General features: G+C 65.6%; 18 protein-coding genes. 12 read left to right on the top strand and 6 right to left on the bottom strand.

What is annotated here, in order from left to right; translation table 11 throughout:
• The first annotated feature begins 315 nt into the window (after positions 1-315).
• Complete coding sequence (locus VFE28_12905; protein HZM16893.1) at positions 316-2,130, top strand: hypothetical protein; 1,815 nt, start codon at positions 316-318, stop codon at positions 2,128-2,130.
• A gap of 100 nt (positions 2,131-2,230) precedes the next feature.
• On the top strand, positions 2,231-3,157 hold the full coding sequence (mdh, locus tag VFE28_12900; protein ID HZM16892.1) for a malate dehydrogenase: 927 nt from the start codon (positions 2,231-2,233) through the stop codon (positions 3,155-3,157).
• Positions 3,158-3,602: 445 nt separating this feature from the next.
• On the opposite strand, the gene VFE28_12895 is transcribed toward mdh, so the two are convergent.
• Positions 3,603-3,947 (bottom strand): C4-type zinc ribbon domain-containing protein, encoded by a 345-nt coding sequence (locus VFE28_12895; GenBank protein HZM16891.1) that lies wholly within the window; start codon positions 3,945-3,947, stop codon positions 3,603-3,605.
• On the bottom strand, positions 3,944-4,414 hold the full coding sequence (locus tag VFE28_12890; GenBank protein HZM16890.1) for a PTS sugar transporter subunit IIA: 471 nt from the start codon (positions 4,412-4,414) through the stop codon (positions 3,944-3,946). Before VFE28_12890 ends, VFE28_12895 begins: the two co-directional genes overlap by 4 nt.
• A gap of 133 nt (positions 4,415-4,547) precedes the next feature.
• Between VFE28_12890 and rsgA the strand changes: the two genes are divergently transcribed.
• The 7 genes from rsgA (at position 4,548) to VFE28_12855 (ending at position 12,506) form a co-directional block, all read left to right on the top strand.
• A complete protein-coding gene (gene rsgA / locus VFE28_12885) occupies positions 4,548-5,513 on the top strand; it encodes a ribosome small subunit-dependent GTPase A (GenBank protein HZM16889.1) in 966 nt (321 codons plus the stop codon).
• Entirely contained in the window at positions 5,510-6,697 is a 1,188-nt protein-coding gene (locus VFE28_12880) for a tetratricopeptide repeat protein (protein ID HZM16888.1), read from the top strand. Before rsgA ends, VFE28_12880 begins: the two co-directional genes overlap by 4 nt.
• On the top strand, positions 6,694-7,872 hold the full coding sequence (locus tag VFE28_12875; protein HZM16887.1) for a glycosyltransferase family 9 protein: 1,179 nt from the start codon (positions 6,694-6,696) through the stop codon (positions 7,870-7,872). Before VFE28_12880 ends, VFE28_12875 begins: the two co-directional genes overlap by 4 nt.
• A 147-nt stretch (positions 7,873-8,019) precedes the next feature.
• Positions 8,020-8,235, top strand: coding sequence for a cold-shock protein (locus VFE28_12870; protein ID HZM16886.1), 216 nt, complete (start codon positions 8,020-8,022; stop codon positions 8,233-8,235).
• A 269-nt stretch (positions 8,236-8,504) separates the two neighbouring features.
• The gene (locus tag VFE28_12865) at positions 8,505-10,298 is read left to right on the top strand and encodes a M2 family metallopeptidase (GenBank protein HZM16885.1); all 1,794 of its coding nucleotides are present in this window, start codon (positions 8,505-8,507) and stop codon (positions 10,296-10,298) included.
• A 165-nt stretch (positions 10,299-10,463) separates the two neighbouring features.
• The gene (locus tag VFE28_12860; GenBank protein ID HZM16884.1) at positions 10,464-11,678 is read left to right on the top strand and encodes a DcaP family trimeric outer membrane transporter; all 1,215 of its coding nucleotides are present in this window, start codon (positions 10,464-10,466) and stop codon (positions 11,676-11,678) included.
• A gap of 33 nt (positions 11,679-11,711) precedes the next feature.
• Positions 11,712-12,506 carry a TIGR00730 family Rossman fold protein gene (locus tag VFE28_12855; GenBank protein HZM16883.1) on the top strand — a complete coding sequence of 265 codons (795 nt, stop codon included), beginning with the start codon at positions 11,712-11,714 and terminating at the stop codon, positions 12,504-12,506.
• Between the two features lie 70 nt (positions 12,507-12,576).
• On the opposite strand, the gene VFE28_12850 is transcribed toward VFE28_12855, so the two are convergent.
• The 4 genes from VFE28_12850 to VFE28_12835 form a co-directional block, all read right to left on the bottom strand.
• Positions 12,577-13,860 carry a porin gene (locus VFE28_12850; protein ID HZM16882.1) on the bottom strand — a complete coding sequence of 428 codons (1,284 nt, stop codon included), beginning with the start codon at positions 13,858-13,860 and terminating at the stop codon, positions 12,577-12,579.
• Between the two features lie 53 nt (positions 13,861-13,913).
• The gene (locus VFE28_12845; GenBank protein HZM16881.1) at positions 13,914-15,248 is read right to left on the bottom strand and encodes an anaerobic C4-dicarboxylate transporter; all 1,335 of its coding nucleotides are present in this window, start codon (positions 15,246-15,248) and stop codon (positions 13,914-13,916) included.
• Positions 15,249-15,344: 96 nt separating this feature from the next.
• Positions 15,345-16,418, bottom strand: a complete 1,074-nt coding sequence (locus VFE28_12840) for a type II asparaginase (GenBank protein HZM16880.1) — start codon at positions 16,416-16,418, stop codon at positions 15,345-15,347.
• Positions 16,419-16,474: 56 nt separating this feature from the next.
• On the bottom strand, positions 16,475-18,190 hold the full coding sequence (locus VFE28_12835) for an aspartate ammonia-lyase (GenBank protein HZM16879.1): 1,716 nt from the start codon (positions 18,188-18,190) through the stop codon (positions 16,475-16,477).
• 282 nt (positions 18,191-18,472) lie between these two features.
• Here VFE28_12835 and VFE28_12830 point away from each other — a divergent pair, with 282 nt between their 5' ends.
• The 3 genes from VFE28_12830 to VFE28_12820 all read left to right on the top strand — a co-directional run bounded on the left by VFE28_12830 (position 18,473) and on the right by VFE28_12820 (position 20,129).
• Positions 18,473-18,676: a hypothetical protein gene (locus VFE28_12830; GenBank protein ID HZM16878.1), complete on the top strand. Its 204-nt coding sequence runs from the start codon at positions 18,473-18,475 to the stop codon at positions 18,674-18,676.
• Between the two features lie 29 nt (positions 18,677-18,705).
• Entirely contained in the window at positions 18,706-19,074 is a 369-nt protein-coding gene (locus tag VFE28_12825; GenBank protein HZM16877.1) for a glyoxalase superfamily protein, read from the top strand.
• A gap of 653 nt (positions 19,075-19,727) precedes the next feature.
• The gene (locus tag VFE28_12820; GenBank protein ID HZM16876.1) at positions 19,728-20,129 is read left to right on the top strand and encodes a VOC family protein; all 402 of its coding nucleotides are present in this window, start codon (positions 19,728-19,730) and stop codon (positions 20,127-20,129) included.
• Positions 20,130-20,136 lie beyond the last annotated feature (7 nt).

Genomic DNA, 20,136 nt, shown 5'->3' with positions numbered 1-20,136 from the left:
GAGAGACACTTGTGGAAGCGTGTCCGGCGCATACCCAAGCCCTTCATCGGCTTTGCTGCCCAGCTTCGATGCGCTTCACGCCGCAGTCGCCGAGGGAGAACACCGATCCGGCCCAGGCCCAGCTCCACGTTTCCAGCGGAGTGGTGCTCGGATCATAATCCGGCGCGACGCCGACCGCCAAGTGAGGTGGTCATGTTTCGATCAGCGCCGTTCTACGTGAAGATGGTGGCATCACGTCTCAATGCCTGGAAGGAAATGCCTGGAAAAACGCTTCCTGTCTGGTAACGCGTGGACACCGGACGAAGGAGATTGCGCGTGAGGGGCTGGTTGCAAAGGGAACGTGGAGCCCTCGCTTGCGTCGCCGCTGCCGGCTTGCTTCGTGCCCTTTGCGTGTGGGCGACACGGGATGATCCGGTCTTCCGCGTTCCCTATCTGGACGAGGCGTTCTACCACACCTGGGCGCGCTCGCTCGCCGAGGGCCGCGGCGATTTCCAGGGCCCGTACTTCCTCGGGCCGCTCTACCCGCACGTGCTCTCTTGGCTCTATCGCGTGTTCGGCGCCGATCCCTTCGTGGCCCGTGTCTTCCAATCGCTCCTCGGCGTCTTGGACGTGGGGCTCGTGCTCGTCGTCGCTCGCCGTCTCGGGGGACGCGTCGCGGGATACGCGGCGGCAGGTCTCTTCGCCCTGCATGGATGTCTCGTGTTCCACGAAGGGCTTCTCGTCCTCGAACCGCTCCTGCTGACGCTTCTCCTCGGTGCCTCGGCGGCGCTCCTACTGCCGGCGCGAGAGGAGCGGGCGCGAGGTGGGAGAGATCAGGCGCGTCCGAGAGGTGAGGCGCAACCGAACCGTGGCTCGAGCGGGAGGATGGGCCCGAGCGCCTGGGCTGCCTTCGCCGGTGCTCTCCTCGGTCTCGCCACGCTCGCTCGCGCTACCGCGTTTCTCGTCGCTCCGGTCGTCGCCGCCGCGCTCGCCCGCGGCCCGCAACGGTGGCGGCGCCTCCTCTGCTGCGCCGTCCTGTGGGGCGCTGTCGTCGCCCCTGTCGTGCTCCGCAATCACCAACTCGGCGGGGGCTTCGTGGTGACCACCAACGCCGGGGTGAACTTCTACGCCGGCAACTTCCCTCGCGCCAAGGGACGGTTCCACGAGCCCTCGGGCGTGCACTTCTTCACCAGCCCGAACGTGCTGCCCGAAGGCGCCACCTTGCCCACCGCCGTGGCACCGCGGCCCCTCACCATCGAGGCTCTGGCGGGAACCGCCACCGCCGCCGACTCGAAGCTGTGGTTCGCCCGCGCCCGGGAATGGATCCGGAAAGAGCCCGGCGCTTTTCTCGCGCTCCTCTGCCGCCGCGCCGCACTCACCCTGCAGGGCCGCGAGATCGCGCAGCTCGAGAGCTATTCTTTCCACCGCGCCCGGCTCATGGCGCTGCGCTTCTTCCCCGTCGACCTCACCTGGATCCTGCCGCTCGCGGCGCTCGGGATCTGGCAGGCGCGCCGCAGCGCCGGCACTGCTCTCGTCCTCCATTTCGCCGTCGCGACACTCCTCCCGTGTGTTCTCTTCTTCGTCACTGCACGTCATCGACTCGTGGCCCTGCCGTATCTTGCCATCCTCGCCGGCTGCGGCGCCGCTGCGCTCGCCTCGCTCGCCACCTCGCGGCGCTGGTCGCGACTCGCTCTCGCGGGCCTCGGCCTCGCTGCCGCGGCGGCACTCACCCGGGTGGCAGCGCAGCCACCGCCGACAGCGACAGGTTGGGAGAGCGCGCAGATGGCGGAGCGCGTCTACGCTTGGGGCGATCTCGACGGCGCCATCCGCTGGCAAGAAGCGGCTCTCGTCGGGCTGCCCCGCCGACCGGATGTGGCTCTCAACCTCGCGCTCTACCGGAGCGAGCGCGGCCAGCCCCAGGACCTGGAGCGGGCCGAGAGCATGCTTCGCGCTCTCGTGGAGGGCGCTCCGGTGGAAACCCGCTTCCTGGACGCGCTCGGGACAGTGCTCGTGCAACGCGGTCGCCCCGCCGAGGCGCGGGCGACGTGGGAGCGGGCGTTGCGGGTCGACCCGGGCTTCGCGCCGGCGCGCGAACATCTGCGCGCTCTCGACGCCTCCGGCACCTCACCTGTTGCCCCCGACTCCCCTTGACGCCCTCCGGGCCCTCGCCACAAGCTCCGGTTACGAAGCCCTCGTCGCGCTCGCTGCTCGACCGCCGCGGCGCGCACCGGCACGCAGAAGGGAGCTTGGTTTGGCACGCGCGAAGATCGCCCTCATCGGCGCCGGGGCCATCGGCGGGACCCTGGCCCACCTGGCAGCGCTCAAGGAGCTCGGCGACGTCGTCCTGGTCGACATCGTCGAGGGCGTACCGCAGGGGAAGGCGCTCGACCTGCTCGCAGCGCGTCCGCTCGACGGCACCGACGTCAGCTTCACCGGCTCGAACGGTTACGAGGAGACCCGCGGCGCCGACGTCGTCATCGTCACTGCCGGCTTGCCGCGCAAGCCCGGCATGAGCCGCGACGACCTGGTGAGCGTCAACACCGGGATCATGAAGGGCATCGCCGAGAACGTCCGCGAGATGTGCCCGCAGTCCTTCGTCATCGTCATCACCAACCCCCTGGACGCCATGGTGTACGTGATGAAGAAGGTGACCGGCTTCCCGAAGAACCGCGTCGTCGGCATGGCGGGAGTGCTCGACTCGACGCGCTTCCGCACCTTCGCGGCCATGGAGATCGGCGTCTCCGTGGAAGACATCACCGCCATGGTGCTCGGCGGTCATGGGGACGACATGGTGCCCATCTTGCGTTTCTGCACCGTCGCGGGTATGCCGATCACCCACTTCCTCTCGCCCCAGAAGCTCGACGCTATCGTCAAGCGCACGCAGCTAGCGGGCGGGGAAGTCGTGAACTTGCTGAAGACGAGCGCCTGGGTGTCGCCGGCGGCGGCGGCGATCGAGATGGCCGAGGCCTACCTCAAGGACCGGAAACGCGTCCTGCCCTGCGCCGCTTATCTGGAGGGCGAATACGGCATCGACGGCTACTACTTCGGCGTCCCCGCCATCATCGGCGCTGGCGGCGTCGAGCGGGTCATCGAAGTCCCCCTCGAGCCGCAGGAAAAGGGAGCCCTCGACCGCTCCTTCGCGCGGGTGAAGGAAGTGGTGGGCCTGGTCAAGCTCTGAACAGCATTCTCTGGCGCAACATTAGAAGAGCAAGAAGAGCAGACCCGAGGGCGAGGCGCGGCAGGGAACTTCAGGAGAATTACGGACACGCAGAGAAAGTCTGCGACGTGCGGCGGGGGCGGGGAGCCCCCGCCGCGCGTCTTTTCCGGGTCCGGTGGCGGAGAGCGACCGGATCCCGGCTCCCCCCTTCCGCACACTGGGTCCGGGGCGGGCGACAGGTGACGGGTCGGCACCCGCCCCGGGGGCGAGCCACCGCATACCACCGCGCGCGCGCGGCGCAACCAGGCGGGGCTCGCAGGTCATTCGTCGGCTGGGTGCAGGCAGACTCTTCGTCGGCGCGTCCCATGACGGACGCGGTGCAGGATGGCAGGCAACTTTCGGGGATGGCGCTCGAACCTCTGCTTGTCAAGATAAGCGGCGGCGCCACGTTGTCAAGAAGCGGGGGTCACTCGGGGAAGTAGAGGATGCGGCCGCAGCTCTGGCAGGTGCGCACCTTGCCTTCGTGCAGCGAGGAACGGACCGAGGTGGGGAGCTTGGCGAAGCACCCCAGACAACGGTCGCCGGTGACCGGGGTGATGGCGCGGCCATACCGCCTCAGGATCTTCTCGTAGTGCACCACGTGGGCGAGGTCGATCCGCCCCAGGAGCTGGGCGCGCGCCTTGCGCAGCTCCTCCAGTCCGCTCACGTCGAAACCGAGGCGCGCCAGCTCTTCCTTGGAATCCTCGGTCTCCTTCAGCATCAAGTCGAGATCCTGAAGGGCGACCAGCAGCTGCTCCTGCTGACTCATCACGGCGTCTTGCCCTCCCGGAGGACGGCGGCGAACTCGTCGAAGTTCGTCACCTGCATGAGCCGGTCGCGCACGTTGTCGTCCCGGACGATCTCGATGATCTTCCCCAGCGCGGGCAGGTACTGGTTCGAGCGATCTTGGGGCGGTGCCAGCAAGGCGAAGAAGAGGTGGGTGGGCTCGCCGTCGGTGGACTCGAAGGGCACTCCGTGGCGCGAGCGCGCGAAGATCGCCATGAGGCGCGAGACGGCGAGCGAGCGCCCGTGGGGGAAGGCGATGCCTTTGCCCACGGCGGTGCTGCCCAAGGCCTCGCGGTTGCGCAGCATATCGAGGATGATCTGACGGTTGGTGCTGTCCCGTTCCGGCGCGATGAGATCGACGATCTCCTCGAGAACCTCGTCCTTCGTCTGCGCCCGGAGCTCGAAGATGCAGAGTTTGGGATCGAAGAAGCTCAGGAGGTCTTCGACCTTCATGAACTCTCCAGCGTGGACTGTCGCGGGAAGCAGTGTTCTCACTTCTCGCCGCAGCTTAGCATGCCGCACAGGGCGGGACAACCGCCCCAGGCGACGGGGCCGCATCGAGTATCGTGTCCCTAAGGGGAGCGCCATGAGTCCCAACGAAGGCAGAGTCCTCACCGCCCATTCCGGCCTCTACGACGTCCTGGGAGCGGACGGCGGCGTCACCTCCTGTCGTGCCCGGCGGCGACTGCGGCGTCCGGAAACCTCGTGGCCCGTTTTCCCCGTTCCCGGCGACGTGGTGGAGTGGCTGCTTCTGGAACGGTCCGGGGGCAAGAGCGGTATCATCGAGGCGGTGCGCCCCCGCCGCACCGAGATCGCGCGGGTGCGCGCCGGTGCGAAGCACGTCGTCGTGGCCAACCTGGATCGGCTCGTGGTGGTGGTCTCGGTGCGTCACCCCACCTTCGACCGCGGCCTTCTCGACCGCCTGCTGTGCACGGCCGAACGCAACCGGATCGCGGCGCTCCTCTGTCTGCACAAGATCGACCTGGCCGACCCGGGCGAAGGCGATGTCGAGCGCGCGGTGTACGAAAAGGCGGGCTACCCGATGTTGTTGACTTCGACCACGAGCGGCGCTGGCATCGAAGCGCTCCGCGAGGCTCTGCGCGGACACGTGAGCGCTTTCATGGGTCCCTCGGGCGCCGGCAAGAGCCACTTGATCTCGGCGTTGCAGCCCGGGTTGTCGTTGCGCACCGGGATGGTGAGCGAGAAGTCCGGACAGGGCCGGCACACGACGACACGGGTGGATCTGCACCGCACCGACTTCGGCGCCCTCCTCGCCGACACGCCAGGGGTGCGCGAGTTCAGCTTGTGGGGCTTGCAACCCGAGGAACTGGGGCCTCTCTTCCCGGAGATTCGGGAGCTCCAGGAGCACTGCCGCTTCGCCAGCTGCACCCACGATCACGAGCCGCATTGCGCCGTGAAGGAGGCGGTGGCAGCAGGGCGCGTCGACGCCGGCCGCCATCGCAGCTACCTGGCGATCTTGGCGGAGTTGCGACAAGATGCGTTGGCCGAGTCGCGCGGTGGCGCGCCTCGCCGGAAGGAAAGGAACGCGTGACCGACGACAAGCCGCAGTCGAAGCCGGTCCCGGGGTCCGAGGTCCCCCCGCCGATGGCGGGAGCCGCCGAGCCAGCCCTCGCAGGGGCGGAAGCGGCGACCTTGAGCCCGGGCCGCCGCCGCTCCATGCTCCTTTGGCTCGTGCCCCTCTTGCTCCTGCTCGGCGTCGGCGGCGGGATCTGGTGGTTCGTCCTCCGCGACACCCCCAAGAAGCGCGCCGAACGCGTCTTGGCGGAAGCGCGCGCGGCCTACGACCTCTTCGAATACGACCGCGCCGAGAAGCTGCTGCTGCAGGCACGGGAGATGATTCCTACCGGGGCCAAGGGCTCGGGCATGAACGTCGGGGTGCACCACAACTTGGGCCTGCTGTACCGCCGGTTGGAGCGCTGGGAAGAGGCCCGCGACGCTTTCATGAAGGCCGCCACCTTCTGCGGCCCCGATGCCAACGAGGTGCGTGCGGAAGAGCTCTTCCAGGTGGCGCTGATCGAGATCTACCTCGGCCACACCGGTCCGGCGGGGGATGCCCTCCGCGCTGCCCTCGAGGCGCACCCGACGCGGCCCGTGCTGCACTTGAGCCTCCTCGACCTCCAGCTCGGGTACTTGAAGCGACCCACAGCAGCGGACAGCTGCTTGCAGAACTTCCTGCGCTTGTGCGGGCGGGCACCGGAAAACCTGCGGGATGCAGCGCAGATCTACTTCCGGCGCAAGTTCATGCCGGATGCTCTCATCCTGGCCAAGGCCGCCGCGGCGGCGCAGGACACGATGATCTCGGCCCATGTCCTGGTGGCGAAAGCGTATTGGAGATCCGGTCGCTCCCAGGAAGGCCTCGAGTATCTGGAAGGACCTCTGACGCGCTACCCGCAATCCGTCGTTCTGTGGTCGACGAAGGCGAGCCTGCTCGTCGGGGCCGGGCGTTTCGACGAAGCCGTGCAAACCGCCGACCACGCCTTGACCCTCGCGCCCGACGATTACGAGACGCATCGGGCCCGCATGATGGCCCTCTACAACGGGAACCGCCATCAGGAAGCCATCGACGAGGCCATGGTCTGCCGCAAGATGGCGACCAACCCCAACGAGATCCACTTCCTGGAAAGCATGCTGGCGCGCATCCACGCTCGTCAGCAGGGCAAGCCTGAACCCATGACCCCCACGAGCGAGGGAGGGTCCCGGAGCCGCCGCCCATGAGCGCCCCTCCGGCCTCGAGCACTCCCGCCCGGCCCCGGACGCTCGGGCGACGGCTCGAGCGCGCCAGCAAACGCTGGTGGACCCGCGTGCTCGTCCGCACCGTGCGCCCGCGCCCCACTCCGCTCCCACAGGCCGACGCTGTCCGGCACCTCCTCGTCCTTCGTCCCCACAATCAGATGGGCGATACGGTGCTGACCTTGCCGGCGCTGCGCTTGCTCCGCCAGGCGTATCCCCGAGCGCGGCTGGTGTACTTGACGAACCCCCTGTCCGAAGAACTTCTCCGTGGATTCCCGGAGATCGACCGCCTTCTCGTCTTCGAGAAAGAGGAGGTCCGGCCCTGGAAGTGGGCCCGTTTCTTGGTGGCTTTGCGCCGACCGCGCCCGGACCTGGCCATCGTCCTCGGCACCGTGTCCTTCTCCACCACGAGCGCGCTCCTCGCTTGGTGGAGCGGAGCCCGCTTCCGCGCCGGCGTGTCGAGCCGGCACTTCGGCAGCGAGCTTTCCCAGGCGCTCTATCATTTGGAGCTCCCTCTCGGCCCGCCCGAGGCCCACGAGGTGGAGCACAATGCCGCGCCGCTTCGAGCTCTCGGGATCCAGGGGGCGGGGGGTATCCCCGAGCTCGTACCACTCCCCGAGGCTCAGCGAGAGGCGAAGGAGTTCGTCGACAGAAAATTTCCGGATCACTTCGGGCCTCTCGTCGTCGTGCATCCCGGAGCGGGGAAAAAAGCGAACGTCTGGCCCGTAGAGCGGTTCGCTCAGGTAGCGCAGCTGCTCGCGAGCCAGGAAAGGGCCCGGATCCTGGCGAGCGAGGGGCCGCGGGACGCGGCGGCGGTGGCGGAGTTCTTGGGCCTCTGCCCCGCAGCGGTGCGCTGGCGCGCTTCCCTCACCGCGACGCTCGGCCTCCTGAGCGGCGCCGACCTCTTTCTTGGTAATGACACCGGCATGGCGCACGTGGCGGCGGCCTGTGGCACCCCCACCGTCGCCATCTTCGGCCCCACTGACCCGAAAAGATGGTCACCTGCAGGACGTGCGGTCCGCTGTGTCCGCTCCGCCACGGGAAAGGTCGCGGACGCCGGTCTCGAGGACGTGCTCGCCGCGGCGATCGCAATGTTGCGAGCACGGGACAATTCCGCTACTGCAACGGTTACTGCTCCACCCGTCGGCCGCCTTCCTTGACAGCTGCGGGAAGACTCCGTTAGTCTGCGCCCCATCCCGAGAAACACGAAACGCACCTTGCACTCCGCCGTCGTTCGTTTGGTTCAACAAGCCGTGGATCGCCTTGCGATCCTCCAGCAGCGTCCTTTGCATGTGGGAGGTTCCGCCATGCGCAAGGTGGGCAAGGTGAAGTGGTTCAGCGATGTCAAAGGTTACGGTTTCATCACCCTGGACGATGGCAGCGAAGTCTTCGTGCACTACTCTGCGATCCATGGGGAAGGCTACCGCACGCTGATCGATGGCCAAAACGTGGAGTTCGATCTCCAGGAAGGACCCAAGGGTCTCCAGGCGAACGATGTCGTGAAGGCCTTTACTGAGGCCTGAACGAGTCCTCTGAAAAACCGACCGCCGCGGCCGCCGTGCCGCCCACCGGCGCGTCCGCGGCTGCGCCCGGCTGGCCGCAGCCTCCGCCCCGGCGCCGTGACCGTCGGCGTCGAGGTTTCCGGCTGCCCCTCGCCCCTCCCCTTGCCCAGTCCGACGCCGCCGGCCGATACTTTGCCGCGCCTTGACTGAGCTCCAGGCCGGCACGACCCGGTGGCAGATCCCCTGCAGCTCCGGCCCGACCACGTCGCCTTCGACGATGGGAGAACGCGATGAAGAGGACCGTGTCATGCCTGCCCCTCCTCCTCCTCGCCGGCTGTGGCCGGGGCGGCGATCCCAAGATGGAAGCCCAGGCCTTCCTCGACGCCTATGGCAGCGAGTACCAGAAGCTCTACTACACCTCGGCCCAGGCAGAGTGGCGGTCCAACACCCACATCGTCGAAGGGGACACCACCAACGCCTACGCCACGCGCCAGGCGAACGAAGCGCTGGCCGCCTTCACCGGCAGCGCCGAGAACATCGGCCAGGCGCGCCGCCTCCTCGGCGAGCGCGAGCGCTTGACACCGCTCCTGGTACGCCAGCTGGAACGTGTCCTCTACCTCGCCGCCGACAACCCACAGACAGTGGCCGATCTGGTGAAGCAACGTATTCGGGCCGAAACGGAACAGACGGAGAAGCTCTTCGGTTACGAGTTCCGCCTCGGCGACAAGAAGGTGTCGACGAACGACATCGACGAGATCCTCCACACCAGCACCGACGAAGCGGCCCTCCGCCAGGCCTGGGAAGAGAGCAAGGAAGTGGGCTCCGGCCTCAAGGATGGTCTGGAGAAGCTGCAGCACTTGCGCAACGAGACGGTGCGGCCGCTCGGGTACTCCGACTACTTCGCCTACCAGGTTTCGGAGTACGGCATGTCCACCCAGGAGATGCGGGATCTGATGCTGCAGCTCAACCGCGAGGTGCGGCCGCTCTACCAGCAGCTTCACACCTACGCGCGCTACGAGCTGGCCAAGCGCTTCGGCGCCCACGAGGTCCCCGACCTGCTGCCGGCGCACTGGTTGCCGAACCGCTGGGGGCAGGACTGGACCGGCATGGTCACGGTCGAAGGCCTCGACCTGGACGGCATCTTGAAGGACAAGCCGCGCGAGTGGTTCCCGCAGCAGGCGGAGCGCTTCTATGTCAGCCTGGGCTATCCGCCGCTGCCGCAAAGCTTCTGGGAGAAGTCGGACCTCTATCCGCTGCCTGCGGCGGCGGAGTTCAAGAAGAACAACCACGCCTCCGCCTGGCACATGAACCTCGAGCAGGACGTGCGCAGCTTGATGAGCATCGCGCCCAACGCCGAATGGTACGAGACCACGCACCACGAGTTCGGCCACATCTACTATTACATCGCCTACACGAACCCTGCGGTGCCTCTCCTGCTCCGCGAGGGCGCCAATCGCGCCTACCACGAGGCCATGGGCAGCCTGCTCGGCCTGGCGGCGATGCAGAAGCCGTTCCTGGCCCACCTGGAGCTCTTGCCCGCCGACGCGCAGGTGGACGAAACGCAGCAGCTGCTCAGGGAGGCCCTCAACTACGTCGTCTTCATCCCCTGGTCCGCCGGCGTCATGACCGGGTTCGAACATGCCCTCTATGCCGAGAACCTGCCCAAGGAGCAGTACAACGCGCGCTGGTGGGAGCTGGTGCGGCGTTATCAGGGGATCCAGCCGCCCGCCCCACGTGGCGAGGAGTTCTGCGACGCCGCCTCGAAGACGCACATCAACGACGACGCGGCGCAGTACTACGATTACGCCATCTCCAACGTGCTCCTCTTCCAGCTGCACGATCACATCGCCCGGCAGATCCTGAAGCAGGATCCTCACGCCACCAATTACTTCGGCAGCCAGGAAGTGGGCCGCTTCCTCGACAGCATCATGCGCCCTGGCATGAGCCGCGACTGGCGCGAAGTGCTGCGCGAGACCACAGGCCAGGACCTGAGCGCCGCAGCGCTGGTGGACTACTTTGCCCCGCTCCTCTCGTACCTGGAGCAGGTCAACGCCGGCCGCAAACACACCTTGCCGGAATTGTGAGACGGAGTGACGGTCGCTCACGAATAATCTGCCGACCGCCGCACACTTCCAGCCGATTGTGTATGCTTCCGCTGCGGAGTTCCTCGCGGAGGTAGACCCCGGGTTGCGACGGCTTCGTACGTACTCGAGGAGCAAGCAAGGAGCACCTAGAAGGAGGAAGCAGAGATGCGCGAACTGATTCCGGACCGCCCTTCGCTCGTGGCCCGGCTGGCGTTTTTGCTCGTGCTGCTGATCGCCGCGTCGGCGGTCTACGCCCAGAACAAGGGCACGCGGGCCGAGCTGTACGGCTTCGCGATGCTCGACATGGGTTACCAATTCAAGTCGTCCGATCCGGCCTGGTTCGATGTCATGCGACCGACCAAGCTGCCCGCCTTCGACAATCAGTTCGGCGAGGACGGGCATTGGTTCTCCGGGGTCCGACAGAGCCGGCTCGGGGTCAAGACTTTCACGCCGACCCGCCTCGGTGAGCTCAAGACCACCTTCGAGTTCGAGCTCTTCGGCGTCGGCGTCGACGCCGGCCAGACCACGTTTCGCCTGCGGCATGCCTACGGCGAGCTGGGTCACTTCGGCGCCGGGCAAACCTGGAGTCCGTTCATGGACATCGACGTGTTCCCCAACTCGATCGAGTACTGGGGGCCCAACGGCATGGTGTTCTTCCGCAACGTCCAGGCGCGCTGGATGCCGATCCAGGGCGACACACGCATGACCGTCGCGCTCGAGCGCCCCGGCGCGAGCGCCGATCAGGGCAGCTATCGCCAGCAGATCGAAGCGTTAGGCATCAAGGCTCGCTTCCCGATGCCCGATCTTTCGGCCGAGTACCGCCGCGCCACGAAGCGTGGTTACATCGAGGTGGCCGGCATCCTCCGCTATTTCTCCTGGAACGACAGCGTCACCGCGAGAGATGCGAGCGGCGATGAGATCGGCTGGGGCATCAACGTGAGCTCAAACATCAAGCTGACGCGGCTCCATCCCAACGACGTCGCGCGGCTGCAGGTCGTCTTCGGCGAGGGGGTCCAGAACTACATGAACGACGCGACGGTGGATGTCGGCGTCGAGGGGAGCGGGGCGAACATCGACGGCAAGGCGCTGCAGATCCTAGGGATCGTTGCCTTCATCGATCACTACTGGAACGACAGGTGGAGCACCTCCGCGGGCTACTCGCTCGTCGACACCGACAACAGCAGCGGCCAGCTCGACGACGCCTACCGCCGCGGCCAGTACGCTCTCGGCAACCTGCTCTACTACCCTGTCCACAACGTCATGATGGGTGCCGAGTTCCAGTGGGGCCGTCGGGAGAACAAGGGCAACTTCACGTCCGACGACTATCGTATCCAGTTTTCCGCGCGGTACAACTTCGCCCTGAACCTGGGCTCTCCGTGATGGATCTCGGCAGCACAGCAAGGAGCAGTGCTCATGGCGCAACGACGCGGTGCCAGCCAGTGGGAGGAGATGTGGAAGAAGTACTGGAGCCAGGGAGGACCACCCTCGTACGAGATGGCGCCGCTGCCTGAGGGCGCGAAGCCCGATCACGAGAGTGATTTCCTCGGCGTCACGCGCACCCCGGCGAACGAGCGGAAGCGCCTGGCGCGCATCACCGAGGAGTTCGCCACCGGATTCAAGAGGCTCTACCGCCTGGGTCCGGCGGTCACGGTGTTCGGCTCCGCGCGCTTCAAGGAAGGGACACCCTACTATCGACTCGGCACGGAGGTAGGCCGCGAACTGGCCAAGGCGGGGTTCACCGTGCTCACCGGCGGCGGGCCCGGGATGATGGAGGCGGCGAACCGCGGCGCCAAGGAGGCCGGGGGGAAGAGCATCGGCCTGAACATCATCCTCCCTCACGAGCAGGCGCCGAATCCTTATGTGGACGAGGTGGTGAACTTCCACTATTTCTTCACGCGCAAGGTGATGCTCGTCAAGTACTCGTGCGCCTTCGTCTGCCTGCCTGGGGGCTTCGGGACGCTGGACGAGATGTTCGAGGCGGCGACGCTCATCCAGTGCCGGAAGATCGGACCCTTTCCGCTGATTCTCTTGGGCTCGGCCTTCTGGAACCATCTGCGGGAGCTGGTGCTCGACATGTTGCAGGAAGGTGCGATCTCCGCCGAGGACACCGGCTTCGGCTGGATCACGGACTCGCCGAAGGAGTGCGTCCAGGTGCTCCTGAAGACCGTACCGGAGGCGGTGAGAGCCCGGTTGACCCCGCGTTCGTGAAACCCGACCGGGCGAGGAAGGAGTCTGCAATGGAAACCAGCGCGGGATCGCCGAGTCGCCTCCTCGGTGGCTAGAGGTGCATTTGGATGCGGCTCTGGAAGAAGTGCGTGCCACCCCGGAGGCCGAAGCGGTCGAGAGTTCCATAGCCGTAGGCGAGCTCGAGCCTGAGCTGATCGGAGAGATGCCAGTTGACCATCGGCGTGAACCGCCAGAACTTGCCGCCCCGCAGCACGCCGCTGTCGAGGTCGATGTACGAGAAGCGTGCCACCGCCTCCCACGCTCCGGGCCCGCCTTCGAACACCGTCCTCGCCGGAGAGACCGCCTTGAAGTAACCACCCACGGTGTTGTAGGCACGCGTCTCGCCGGTGATGAGCCAGGTCGCGACCACGTCGCCACCGTGAAAGACGGGATCGCCGCTGGCCGGGGCGGAAACAGCCTGGAACCAGTACTCGCTGCCGAACATCCAGGGGCCGCGGCGGTAGTACGCCTCCCATCCAGCCATGCGTGTCGCGGAGGCGGAGAACTTGCCGGTATCCACGAAGTAGGGGGCGGGGAACGCTTCCGGACGCGAGCGGAGCTGCAGCTCGTCTTCATCCACGTGGCCGAAGCGGCCATTCACCCCGAGGTGGAGCAGGGTGCGGTCGCTTTCCGAGAGGAGCGGCAACCACGCGATCCGCAGGACCACCTGGTGGTCGTAGGTCGAGAACGCCTGACGAGCATTGTACGAATCCAGGTAGTACCCGGCATTCCAGAGCAAGTGCCAGGAGGGAACGTACCCGAGCCACTTCACCCCGTCGCCGAGGATGGGGACGGTCGCGTCGCTGAACGTGGCTCGCTCCATGGTCCATCCGGCGTATCCCGTCATCACTTTGTTGAGCGAGAACCCTTCCTTGGTGCGGCCGATGAACAGATGTCCCCACAGCTCCGGTACGGCGACCATGATCCCCGTCTCGCGCATGAGCCACGAATCCGTCGGGCCGTCGTACATGATGCCGGCGGTCCAGGTCACCGGCCGCTTGAACTTGAAGCGGCCTTTGAGCAGGAAGCGGAAATCCCGCACCTTGGTGTCGGGGTCCAAGTCGAACTGTTGTTTGCTCTCGTCATCCTGCACATAGGTCGCCCCCTCGTAGAGGAAACCGGCTCCGGCCCGGATGGTGAAGAACGGCCCCTCGTACTCGTTCCAGTGCACGAGCTTGCGGCGTGGTGCGGCCACCGTGGCTTCGCCGGCCTCCAGGGTGTGTTCGAGGGTGGAATCGGTAGGCGCCGCTGGGGAGCTCTGGGCGCGGGAGGTCCCCGGCAGCACCAGGATCGCAGCCAGTGTCAGCAGCACGGCGAGGGGAGTGGGTGCCTGCATGGATGCCTTCCTCGAAGCGCTGTCGGACTGCTCGGCATGAAGCCGGCGAGCTCCTAAAGGTGAAAAGCCCTGCTCAGCAGGAGGGCGAGGACGATCGCGGTCACCGTGGTCACCAGGCCAGGCAGCATGAAACTGTGGTTGAGCAAGAACTTGCCGATTCTCGTCGTCCCCGTCTGATCGAAAGAGACCGCGGCGAGCAAGGTCCCGTACGTCGGCAGGAAGAAGACGGCGTTGGCGGCCGGGTAGAAGGCGACCAGCTGCCCGGCCGGCATCCCCAGGGCGACGCCGACGGGCACGAGGATCGCGACCGTCGCCGCGCCGCTGAAGAGCATCGTCGAGAGCAGGAAAAGGCCAGCGGCGAAGGCCCACGGGTGGTGCCGGACGACGTCCGACACGCCACCGACGATGAAACTGCGATTGCCCTCGAAGAAAGAGGAACCCAGCCAGGATACGCCCACGATGCAAATCACGGCCGTGATCCCACTGCGCATGATGGTTCCCTTCAGAGCCGCCTCGGGAGAAGCCCTGAACAGGAGCATCGTCAGCCCAGCGATGGCGATCATGACGATCATGATCGCCATGCCCATGCTCACCTGATCGGTCTCCGTCGCACCGCCCACGCCGACCAGATACTCCGGGCGCAGGTTCGGAAACATGCCGATCAGCACGACGACGACGATCCCGGCCAGGAACATCAGGGTGGAGCCACGAGCGTGGAACAAGGCCCGCCCCTGGAGCGCTGGCAACGCCTCCGCCGGCTTCACCTCGCCGCTGGCCAGACGCCTTTGGTACTCCACGTCCTCGCTCAGTTTCCCGCCGCGCCCCGCCACCGACAGGGCGCCGACGAGCACGGCGAGAAACGTGGACGGTACCGTGACGGCCAGCAGCCGCGGTAGCGAAACGTCTCTTTCTGCGAGACAACCAATCATCGCCACCGTCGCTGCCGAGATCGGTGAGGCAATGACACCCTGGAATCCCGCGATGACGCTGATGGAGAGGGGCCGTTCCGGGCGGATGTCCGCCCGGCGGGCGACCTCGGCGATGACGGGCAACAGGGCGTAAATGACGTGCGTGGTGCCCGACGCGAAGATCAGAACGTAGGTCACGACCGGCGCCACGAAGGTGATGTACTGCGGCTTCCGGCGCATGATCCGATCGGCGAGCGTCACCAGATAGTCGAGCCCGCCGGCGGCTTGCATCGTGGCGAGCGCGGTAATGACCGCGATGATCATCCCGATGACGACTTCCGGAGGCCCGCCGGGCGGGAGGCCGAAGAGGAAGACGAACACCACCAGCCCGATGCCTGCGACGGTGCCGAGGGCGATGCCGCCGAGGCGCGCACCGACGAGGATGCAAGCCAGGAGGATGGCCAACTCGATCCAGATCATGGCACCGTCATCCCGTTCCGTGACCCCCAGGCACAGGCGGGAGCCGGGTCCACGTCCTGCGCCTGGGCGCCTTCGTCACCCTCGAGCCTCCTCCGCTCAGTAGGCGTAGAACAGATTCTGAATCTCCTGCGGCGTACGTTTCTTCAGCAGCGCCAGGGAAAGGAGAATCCGCGCCTTCTGGGGATTCAGCTCGTCCGAGGCGATGAGACCCAGCTCATCGTCCTTCACCTCCACGTTGCGCCCGACGCTCCCCGTGGCCACGCGGCTGCTGCGGACGACCACCACGCCACTCTTCGCGGCGCGCGCCACCGCCTCCAGCGAAGCCTGGTTCATGTTGCCATTGCCCACGCCGGCGATGACGATGCCCTTGGCGCCCTGGGTGACGCACGCGTCGATCAGGCCCGGGGACATATCAGCACATGCGAAAATGATATCCACGCGCGGGATCGCGGTCACGTTCGCGACGTCGAATTCGCTGCCGGTCGTGTGCTTCCACTCCGGCGTCGTGAAGAAATCGTTCTTGCCGTAGGTGGCGACGCCGACGAGTCCCCGCAGCGGCGACATGAACGTTTGCACGGCGGTGGTGCTCGTCTTGGTCAAGGAGTGTGCCCCGTGGATCCAGTCGTTCATCACCACCAGCACCCCGCGGCCCTTGGCCTTCGGATCGCAGGCGACGCCGACGGCGTTGTAGAGGTTGAGCGGGCCGTCGGCGCTGACCGCCGTGGACGGGCGCATCGAGCCGACCAACACCACGGGCTTGTCGCTCTTCACCACGAGGTTGAGGAAGAACGCCGTCTCCTCCATCGTGTCCGTGCCATGGGTGATGACGATGCCATCGACATCCTTCGTCGGCAGCAATTCGTTGATCCTCTTGGCAAGCGTGAGCATGATCGCGAAGCTCATGTCTTGCGATCCGACGTTGGAAATCTGCTCTCCCTTGATGTTGGCGAGATCCTTGATTCCCGGAACGGCAGTGATCATGGCATCGATGGTGACTGCACCGGACGTGTAGCCCGCTTGGGTCCCGGTGGCGGCGGCGCCGGCAATGGTGCCGCCGGTCGCCAGAATCACGACGTTGGGGAGTTTCTTGCCCTGGGCCAGCGCCTCCTGGGCGAAGACGGTGAAGGCGAGGATCAGGAACAAAACGCGAGTGGCGTACGATCGTCTCATGGTGGCTCCTTTCCGAAGCGAGGCGCTCGGTTTGTTGCGCGTCCGGCGAATTCCGATTACTTCTTCGGGTACTTGCTCTTGTCCAAACCGCTCAGCTTGACGGGATCGAGCAGTTCCTTGATTTGCTGCTCGGTCAGGATCTTCTTCTCTCGAATGATCTCGAGAACGCCTTTGCCGCTCTTGTAAGCCTCGTCGGCCAGCTCGGTGGCCTTCTCGTAGCCGAGGACAGGATTCAGCGCCGTGACGATGCCAACCGTGGTTTCCAGGTAGTGAGCCAGCACCTGCTCGTTGACCGTGATGCCATCGATGCATTTGGTGCGGAAAGCCATGGAGGCGTTGTAGAGCAGTGCCTGCGATTCGATCACCACCAGGCCTTCCAGGGGCTCGTAGGCGTTGAGCTGGAGCTGCCCGCTGTGGGCGGCGAGGGTGACGCTGTAGTCATTCCCCATCACCCGAAAGGCGACGATGTTCATCAGCTCCGGCATGACCGGATTCACCTTGCCGGGCATGATGGAAGAGCCGGGCTGCATGGCCGGCAGCTTGATCTCGAACAGACCCGCCCGCGGCCCGGAGGTGAGCAAGATCAGGTCGCTGGAGATCTTCGACAGCTTGATGGCGAGGCTCTTCAACGCTGCCGAATACACCACGAACCCCTGTTGATCCCAGGTGGCCGCGATCATGTCGGAGGCGGGCACGATGGGCTTGCCGGTGAGCTTGGCCAGGTGTGCTGCGCACTTTTCCGGATAACCCTTGGGGACGTTGATGGCGGTGCCGATCGCCGTCGCCCCCATGTTGACCGCATACAAGTACTTCTCGGAGTCACGCAGCAACTTGATTTCGTCTTCCAGCGAGGCAGCGAAGGCATGGAACTCCTGGCCGACCGTCATGGGCACGGCGTCTTGCATCTCCGTGCGTCCCATCTTCACGATCTCCAAGAACGCGTCCCCTTTCATCCGGAACGAAGCGACCAGTTTTTGCAGCTCCTGGATCAGCTTGTCGTTGCGCAGGAGGAAGGCGACCTTGATCGCCGTGGGGTAGGAGTCGTTGGTGGACTGGGACATGTTCAGATCGTCGTGCGGCTCGACGTACTGGTACTCACCCTTCTTGTGCCCGCTCAGTTCGAGGGCGATGTTGGCCAGGACCTCGTTGGCGTTCATGTTGGTGGAAGTACCGGCGCCACCCTGGTACCAATCGACGAGGAACTGATCGTGATACTTCCCGTCCAGCACCGCCTGGCAGGCCTTCTCGATGGCGGCCAACCTCTCTTTTTTCATGGCGCCCACGTCGGTGTTGGCCCGGGCGGCAGCCAGCTTCACCATGGCCCACGCTTCGACGAACCCCGGGTAGTGGTTGATCAGGACACCGGAGATCTGGAAGTTCTCCAGCGCCCGGGCGGTCTGCACGCCGTAATAGGCCTCCGCCGGAATCTCCTTCGGGCCGAGAAGATCTTTTTCGATGCGTGGGGGGGCCGTGGTCTTGGGCGACGCGGCGGATTGTGCGGCCTTGGGTTTGGTGGAGGGTGCGGTTTGCGCAGACGGTGCCTTGGGGACGGCGAGGACTCCAACCAAAGCCAGGGCCACGACCAGCGCAGGGCCCCTGCGACTTCCATGCAAATACGTATTCATTATGTGCTCCCGAGCGGTCACGAGATGACCTTGGAAGAGTGAGCTCCTGCCGCGGATCCGATCGGCGCAGAAGGTAGCGACGAGAGCGAACTCCTGCATATTGCCCTTTGGCGCCGCGCGGCGATAGCCCTTGCGCGCGGCCCTCATCTGTAACGGCCTGCCAAGTTGTCAGTTATCCGCTGCTCGCGGTCCATGGATCCGCCCGGCTCCGCACGTGGACTCCTGTGGTACGCTTCCAATGCTCATGATCCCGCCGTACCGCCGACACCCGAGGCCGTGCGAGGGACGACGGTCGCAAACGCGTTAGGCAGAGACCCAGTCATGGAGTGGCTTGAACCGTGGCGCCCAGTTGCGGGTGAGGAGGCGACGGGGCTTGAGCGCGTACTGCGTCGTGAGGCCGGTCCCGACCATGAGCTACACGAACTCCCCGTGCGAGCACTCGCACGCCGCAACGACTGCGACGACGTCCTGTTCGCGATCGACGACGGCACGGGCCGTGTCGTCGACGTCCACTTGACGTGGACGCAGGACCCTCCGGAGAGAGCCCCTTGGCCGATCGCGATCTTCTTCCCGAGCTTCGACGTGTGGCGCCGCGATGGCATGCAGTCGGACCATGACGATCTTGCGTCGTGAGGACCTGCGGCCGACGGTGGAGGGAGTGGATGACTTTTCCAGCACAGCGAGTGATACCCACGTTGCGGATAACAGATTACGAACGGAGCAAGGCCTACTACGTCGAGAGTCTCGGCTTCACCGTCGAGTGGGAGCACCGCTTCGCGCCAAACCTCCCGGTGTTCATGTCTGTCGTCCGCGATGGCATGCAGATATACTTGTCTCAACACAGCGGCGATTGCCAAGTCGGTGGGTTGGTCCACTTTATTATTCCGGACGTGGACGCATGGCACGCGGAGTTCAGGGAGCGGGCTGTCATTGTGGCCCAGGTTCCGAACGACGACCTGGGGTTTCGCAACATGACAATCAAAGACCCCGATGGCAACCAGTTGAGGTTCATGGCACCGGCGCATGCCTGACAAAGCGGCTGCAGCCGACGCGGGCCGCGTCGCCGAACGGACAACGGGAGGCCGCAGGGAGCGGCCAGCGCGGCTGAGCGCCGGCGTTAAACTTCCAGGGAGACAACCGTGGATATCGGGACCTTGATGAGTAGCAGTCACCGTGGCTTGATACTCGAGCGCCTGCGCCGAGTCCGGCCGGAAACAAGCCCGGCATGGGGGAGCCTCGACGCTCCGAGGATGCTCTGTCACGTCGCCGACATGATGCGCATTGCGCTGGGCGATCTTCCGACCAAGCACAAGCATTCATTCCTCCTCTCGTGAAGTCCCTTGTCGTCAACACGGGCCTGAAACCTCCCCGCGGCAAGGTGCAAACGGCTCCCGAGATGCTCACTTCGCGCCCGAGTTCATGGGAAGCAGACCTCTCCGCCTGCGTAGAACTGGTTGACCGCGTTGCCAACGGAACTGCGAATGCAGTCCACCCGGCGTTTGGCCCGCTTTCGCCAGAGGAGTGGGGGAGGCTCTGCTGGAAGCATCTCAACCATCACTTGGTCCAGTTCGGTGTCTGACGGTCTGCGCAGTCGAGTGCGGTGGCGTCTAGGGCGCGCGCGTCAGTTCTGTGGCGGAGATAACGGTCATCTCGGGCAGGTCAACTCGGTCGGGAGGAGGCGCAAATGAAATCGGGGTTCCCAGGCCCGGTTCCCGAGATCCCGGTGAGGGATATCGCTACGGCGGTGGCCTACTACCAGAACAACCTGGGCTTCACTCTGGACTGGGGTGGTGAGGAGCTCGGGCTCGCAGGCATCTCGAAGGGCAACTGTCGGATGTTCCTGGCGAACCAGCAGTATCGGAAGCAATACGGCAACGTGGGACCCACGTTGACTTGGCTCAATCTGAAAAGCAAGGAGGCAGTGGATGAGCTCTATCGCGTTTGGAGTGCCAGCAACGCCCAATTGATGTCCACACCGGAGTCGAAATCCTGGGGCTTGCACGAGTTCACGGCGGCAGATCTGGATGGTAATCTCTTCCGTGTCTTCTATGACTTCGCCACTCCTGAACACGACAAGGATGTCTAACACTGCG

Source organism: Candidatus Krumholzibacteriia bacterium, from assembly GCA_035649275.1.
In the GTDB taxonomy this organism is placed as follows: domain Bacteria; phylum Krumholzibacteriota; class Krumholzibacteriia.
The sequence above is the reverse complement of the archived record's forward strand: the minus strand, read 5'-3'. Positions and strand labels throughout refer to the sequence as shown.

Excerpts from the sequence above, each read along its gene's own strand:
- VFE28_12860 (HZM16884.1), top strand. The coding sequence starts at position 10,464 with ATGCGCGAACTGATTCCGGACCGCCCTTCGCTCGTGGCCCGGCTGGCG.
- VFE28_12890 (HZM16890.1), bottom strand. The coding sequence starts at position 4,414 with ATGAAGGTCGAAGACCTCCTGAGCTTCTTCGATCCCAAACTCTGCATC.
- VFE28_12870 (HZM16886.1), top strand. The coding sequence starts at position 8,020 with ATGCGCAAGGTGGGCAAGGTGAAGTGGTTCAGCGATGTCAAAGGTTAC.
- VFE28_12875 (HZM16887.1), top strand. The coding sequence starts at position 6,694 with ATGAGCGCCCCTCCGGCCTCGAGCACTCCCGCCCGGCCCCGGACGCTC.
- rsgA (HZM16889.1), top strand. The coding sequence starts at position 4,548 with ATGAGTCCCAACGAAGGCAGAGTCCTCACCGCCCATTCCGGCCTCTAC.
- VFE28_12825 (HZM16877.1), top strand. The coding sequence starts at position 18,706 with ATGACTTTTCCAGCACAGCGAGTGATACCCACGTTGCGGATAACAGAT.
- VFE28_12820 (HZM16876.1), top strand. The coding sequence starts at position 19,728 with ATGAAATCGGGGTTCCCAGGCCCGGTTCCCGAGATCCCGGTGAGGGAT.
- VFE28_12840 (HZM16880.1), bottom strand. The coding sequence starts at position 16,418 with ATGAGACGATCGTACGCCACTCGCGTTTTGTTCCTGATCCTCGCCTTC.
- VFE28_12865 (HZM16885.1), top strand. The coding sequence starts at position 8,505 with ATGAAGAGGACCGTGTCATGCCTGCCCCTCCTCCTCCTCGCCGGCTGT.
- VFE28_12855 (HZM16883.1), top strand. The coding sequence starts at position 11,712 with ATGGCGCAACGACGCGGTGCCAGCCAGTGGGAGGAGATGTGGAAGAAG.
- VFE28_12835 (HZM16879.1), bottom strand. The coding sequence starts at position 18,190 with ATGAGGGCCGCGCGCAAGGGCTATCGCCGCGCGGCGCCAAAGGGCAAT.
- VFE28_12845 (HZM16881.1), bottom strand. The coding sequence starts at position 15,248 with ATGATCTGGATCGAGTTGGCCATCCTCCTGGCTTGCATCCTCGTCGGT.
- VFE28_12850 (HZM16882.1), bottom strand. The coding sequence starts at position 13,860 with ATGCAGGCACCCACTCCCCTCGCCGTGCTGCTGACACTGGCTGCGATC.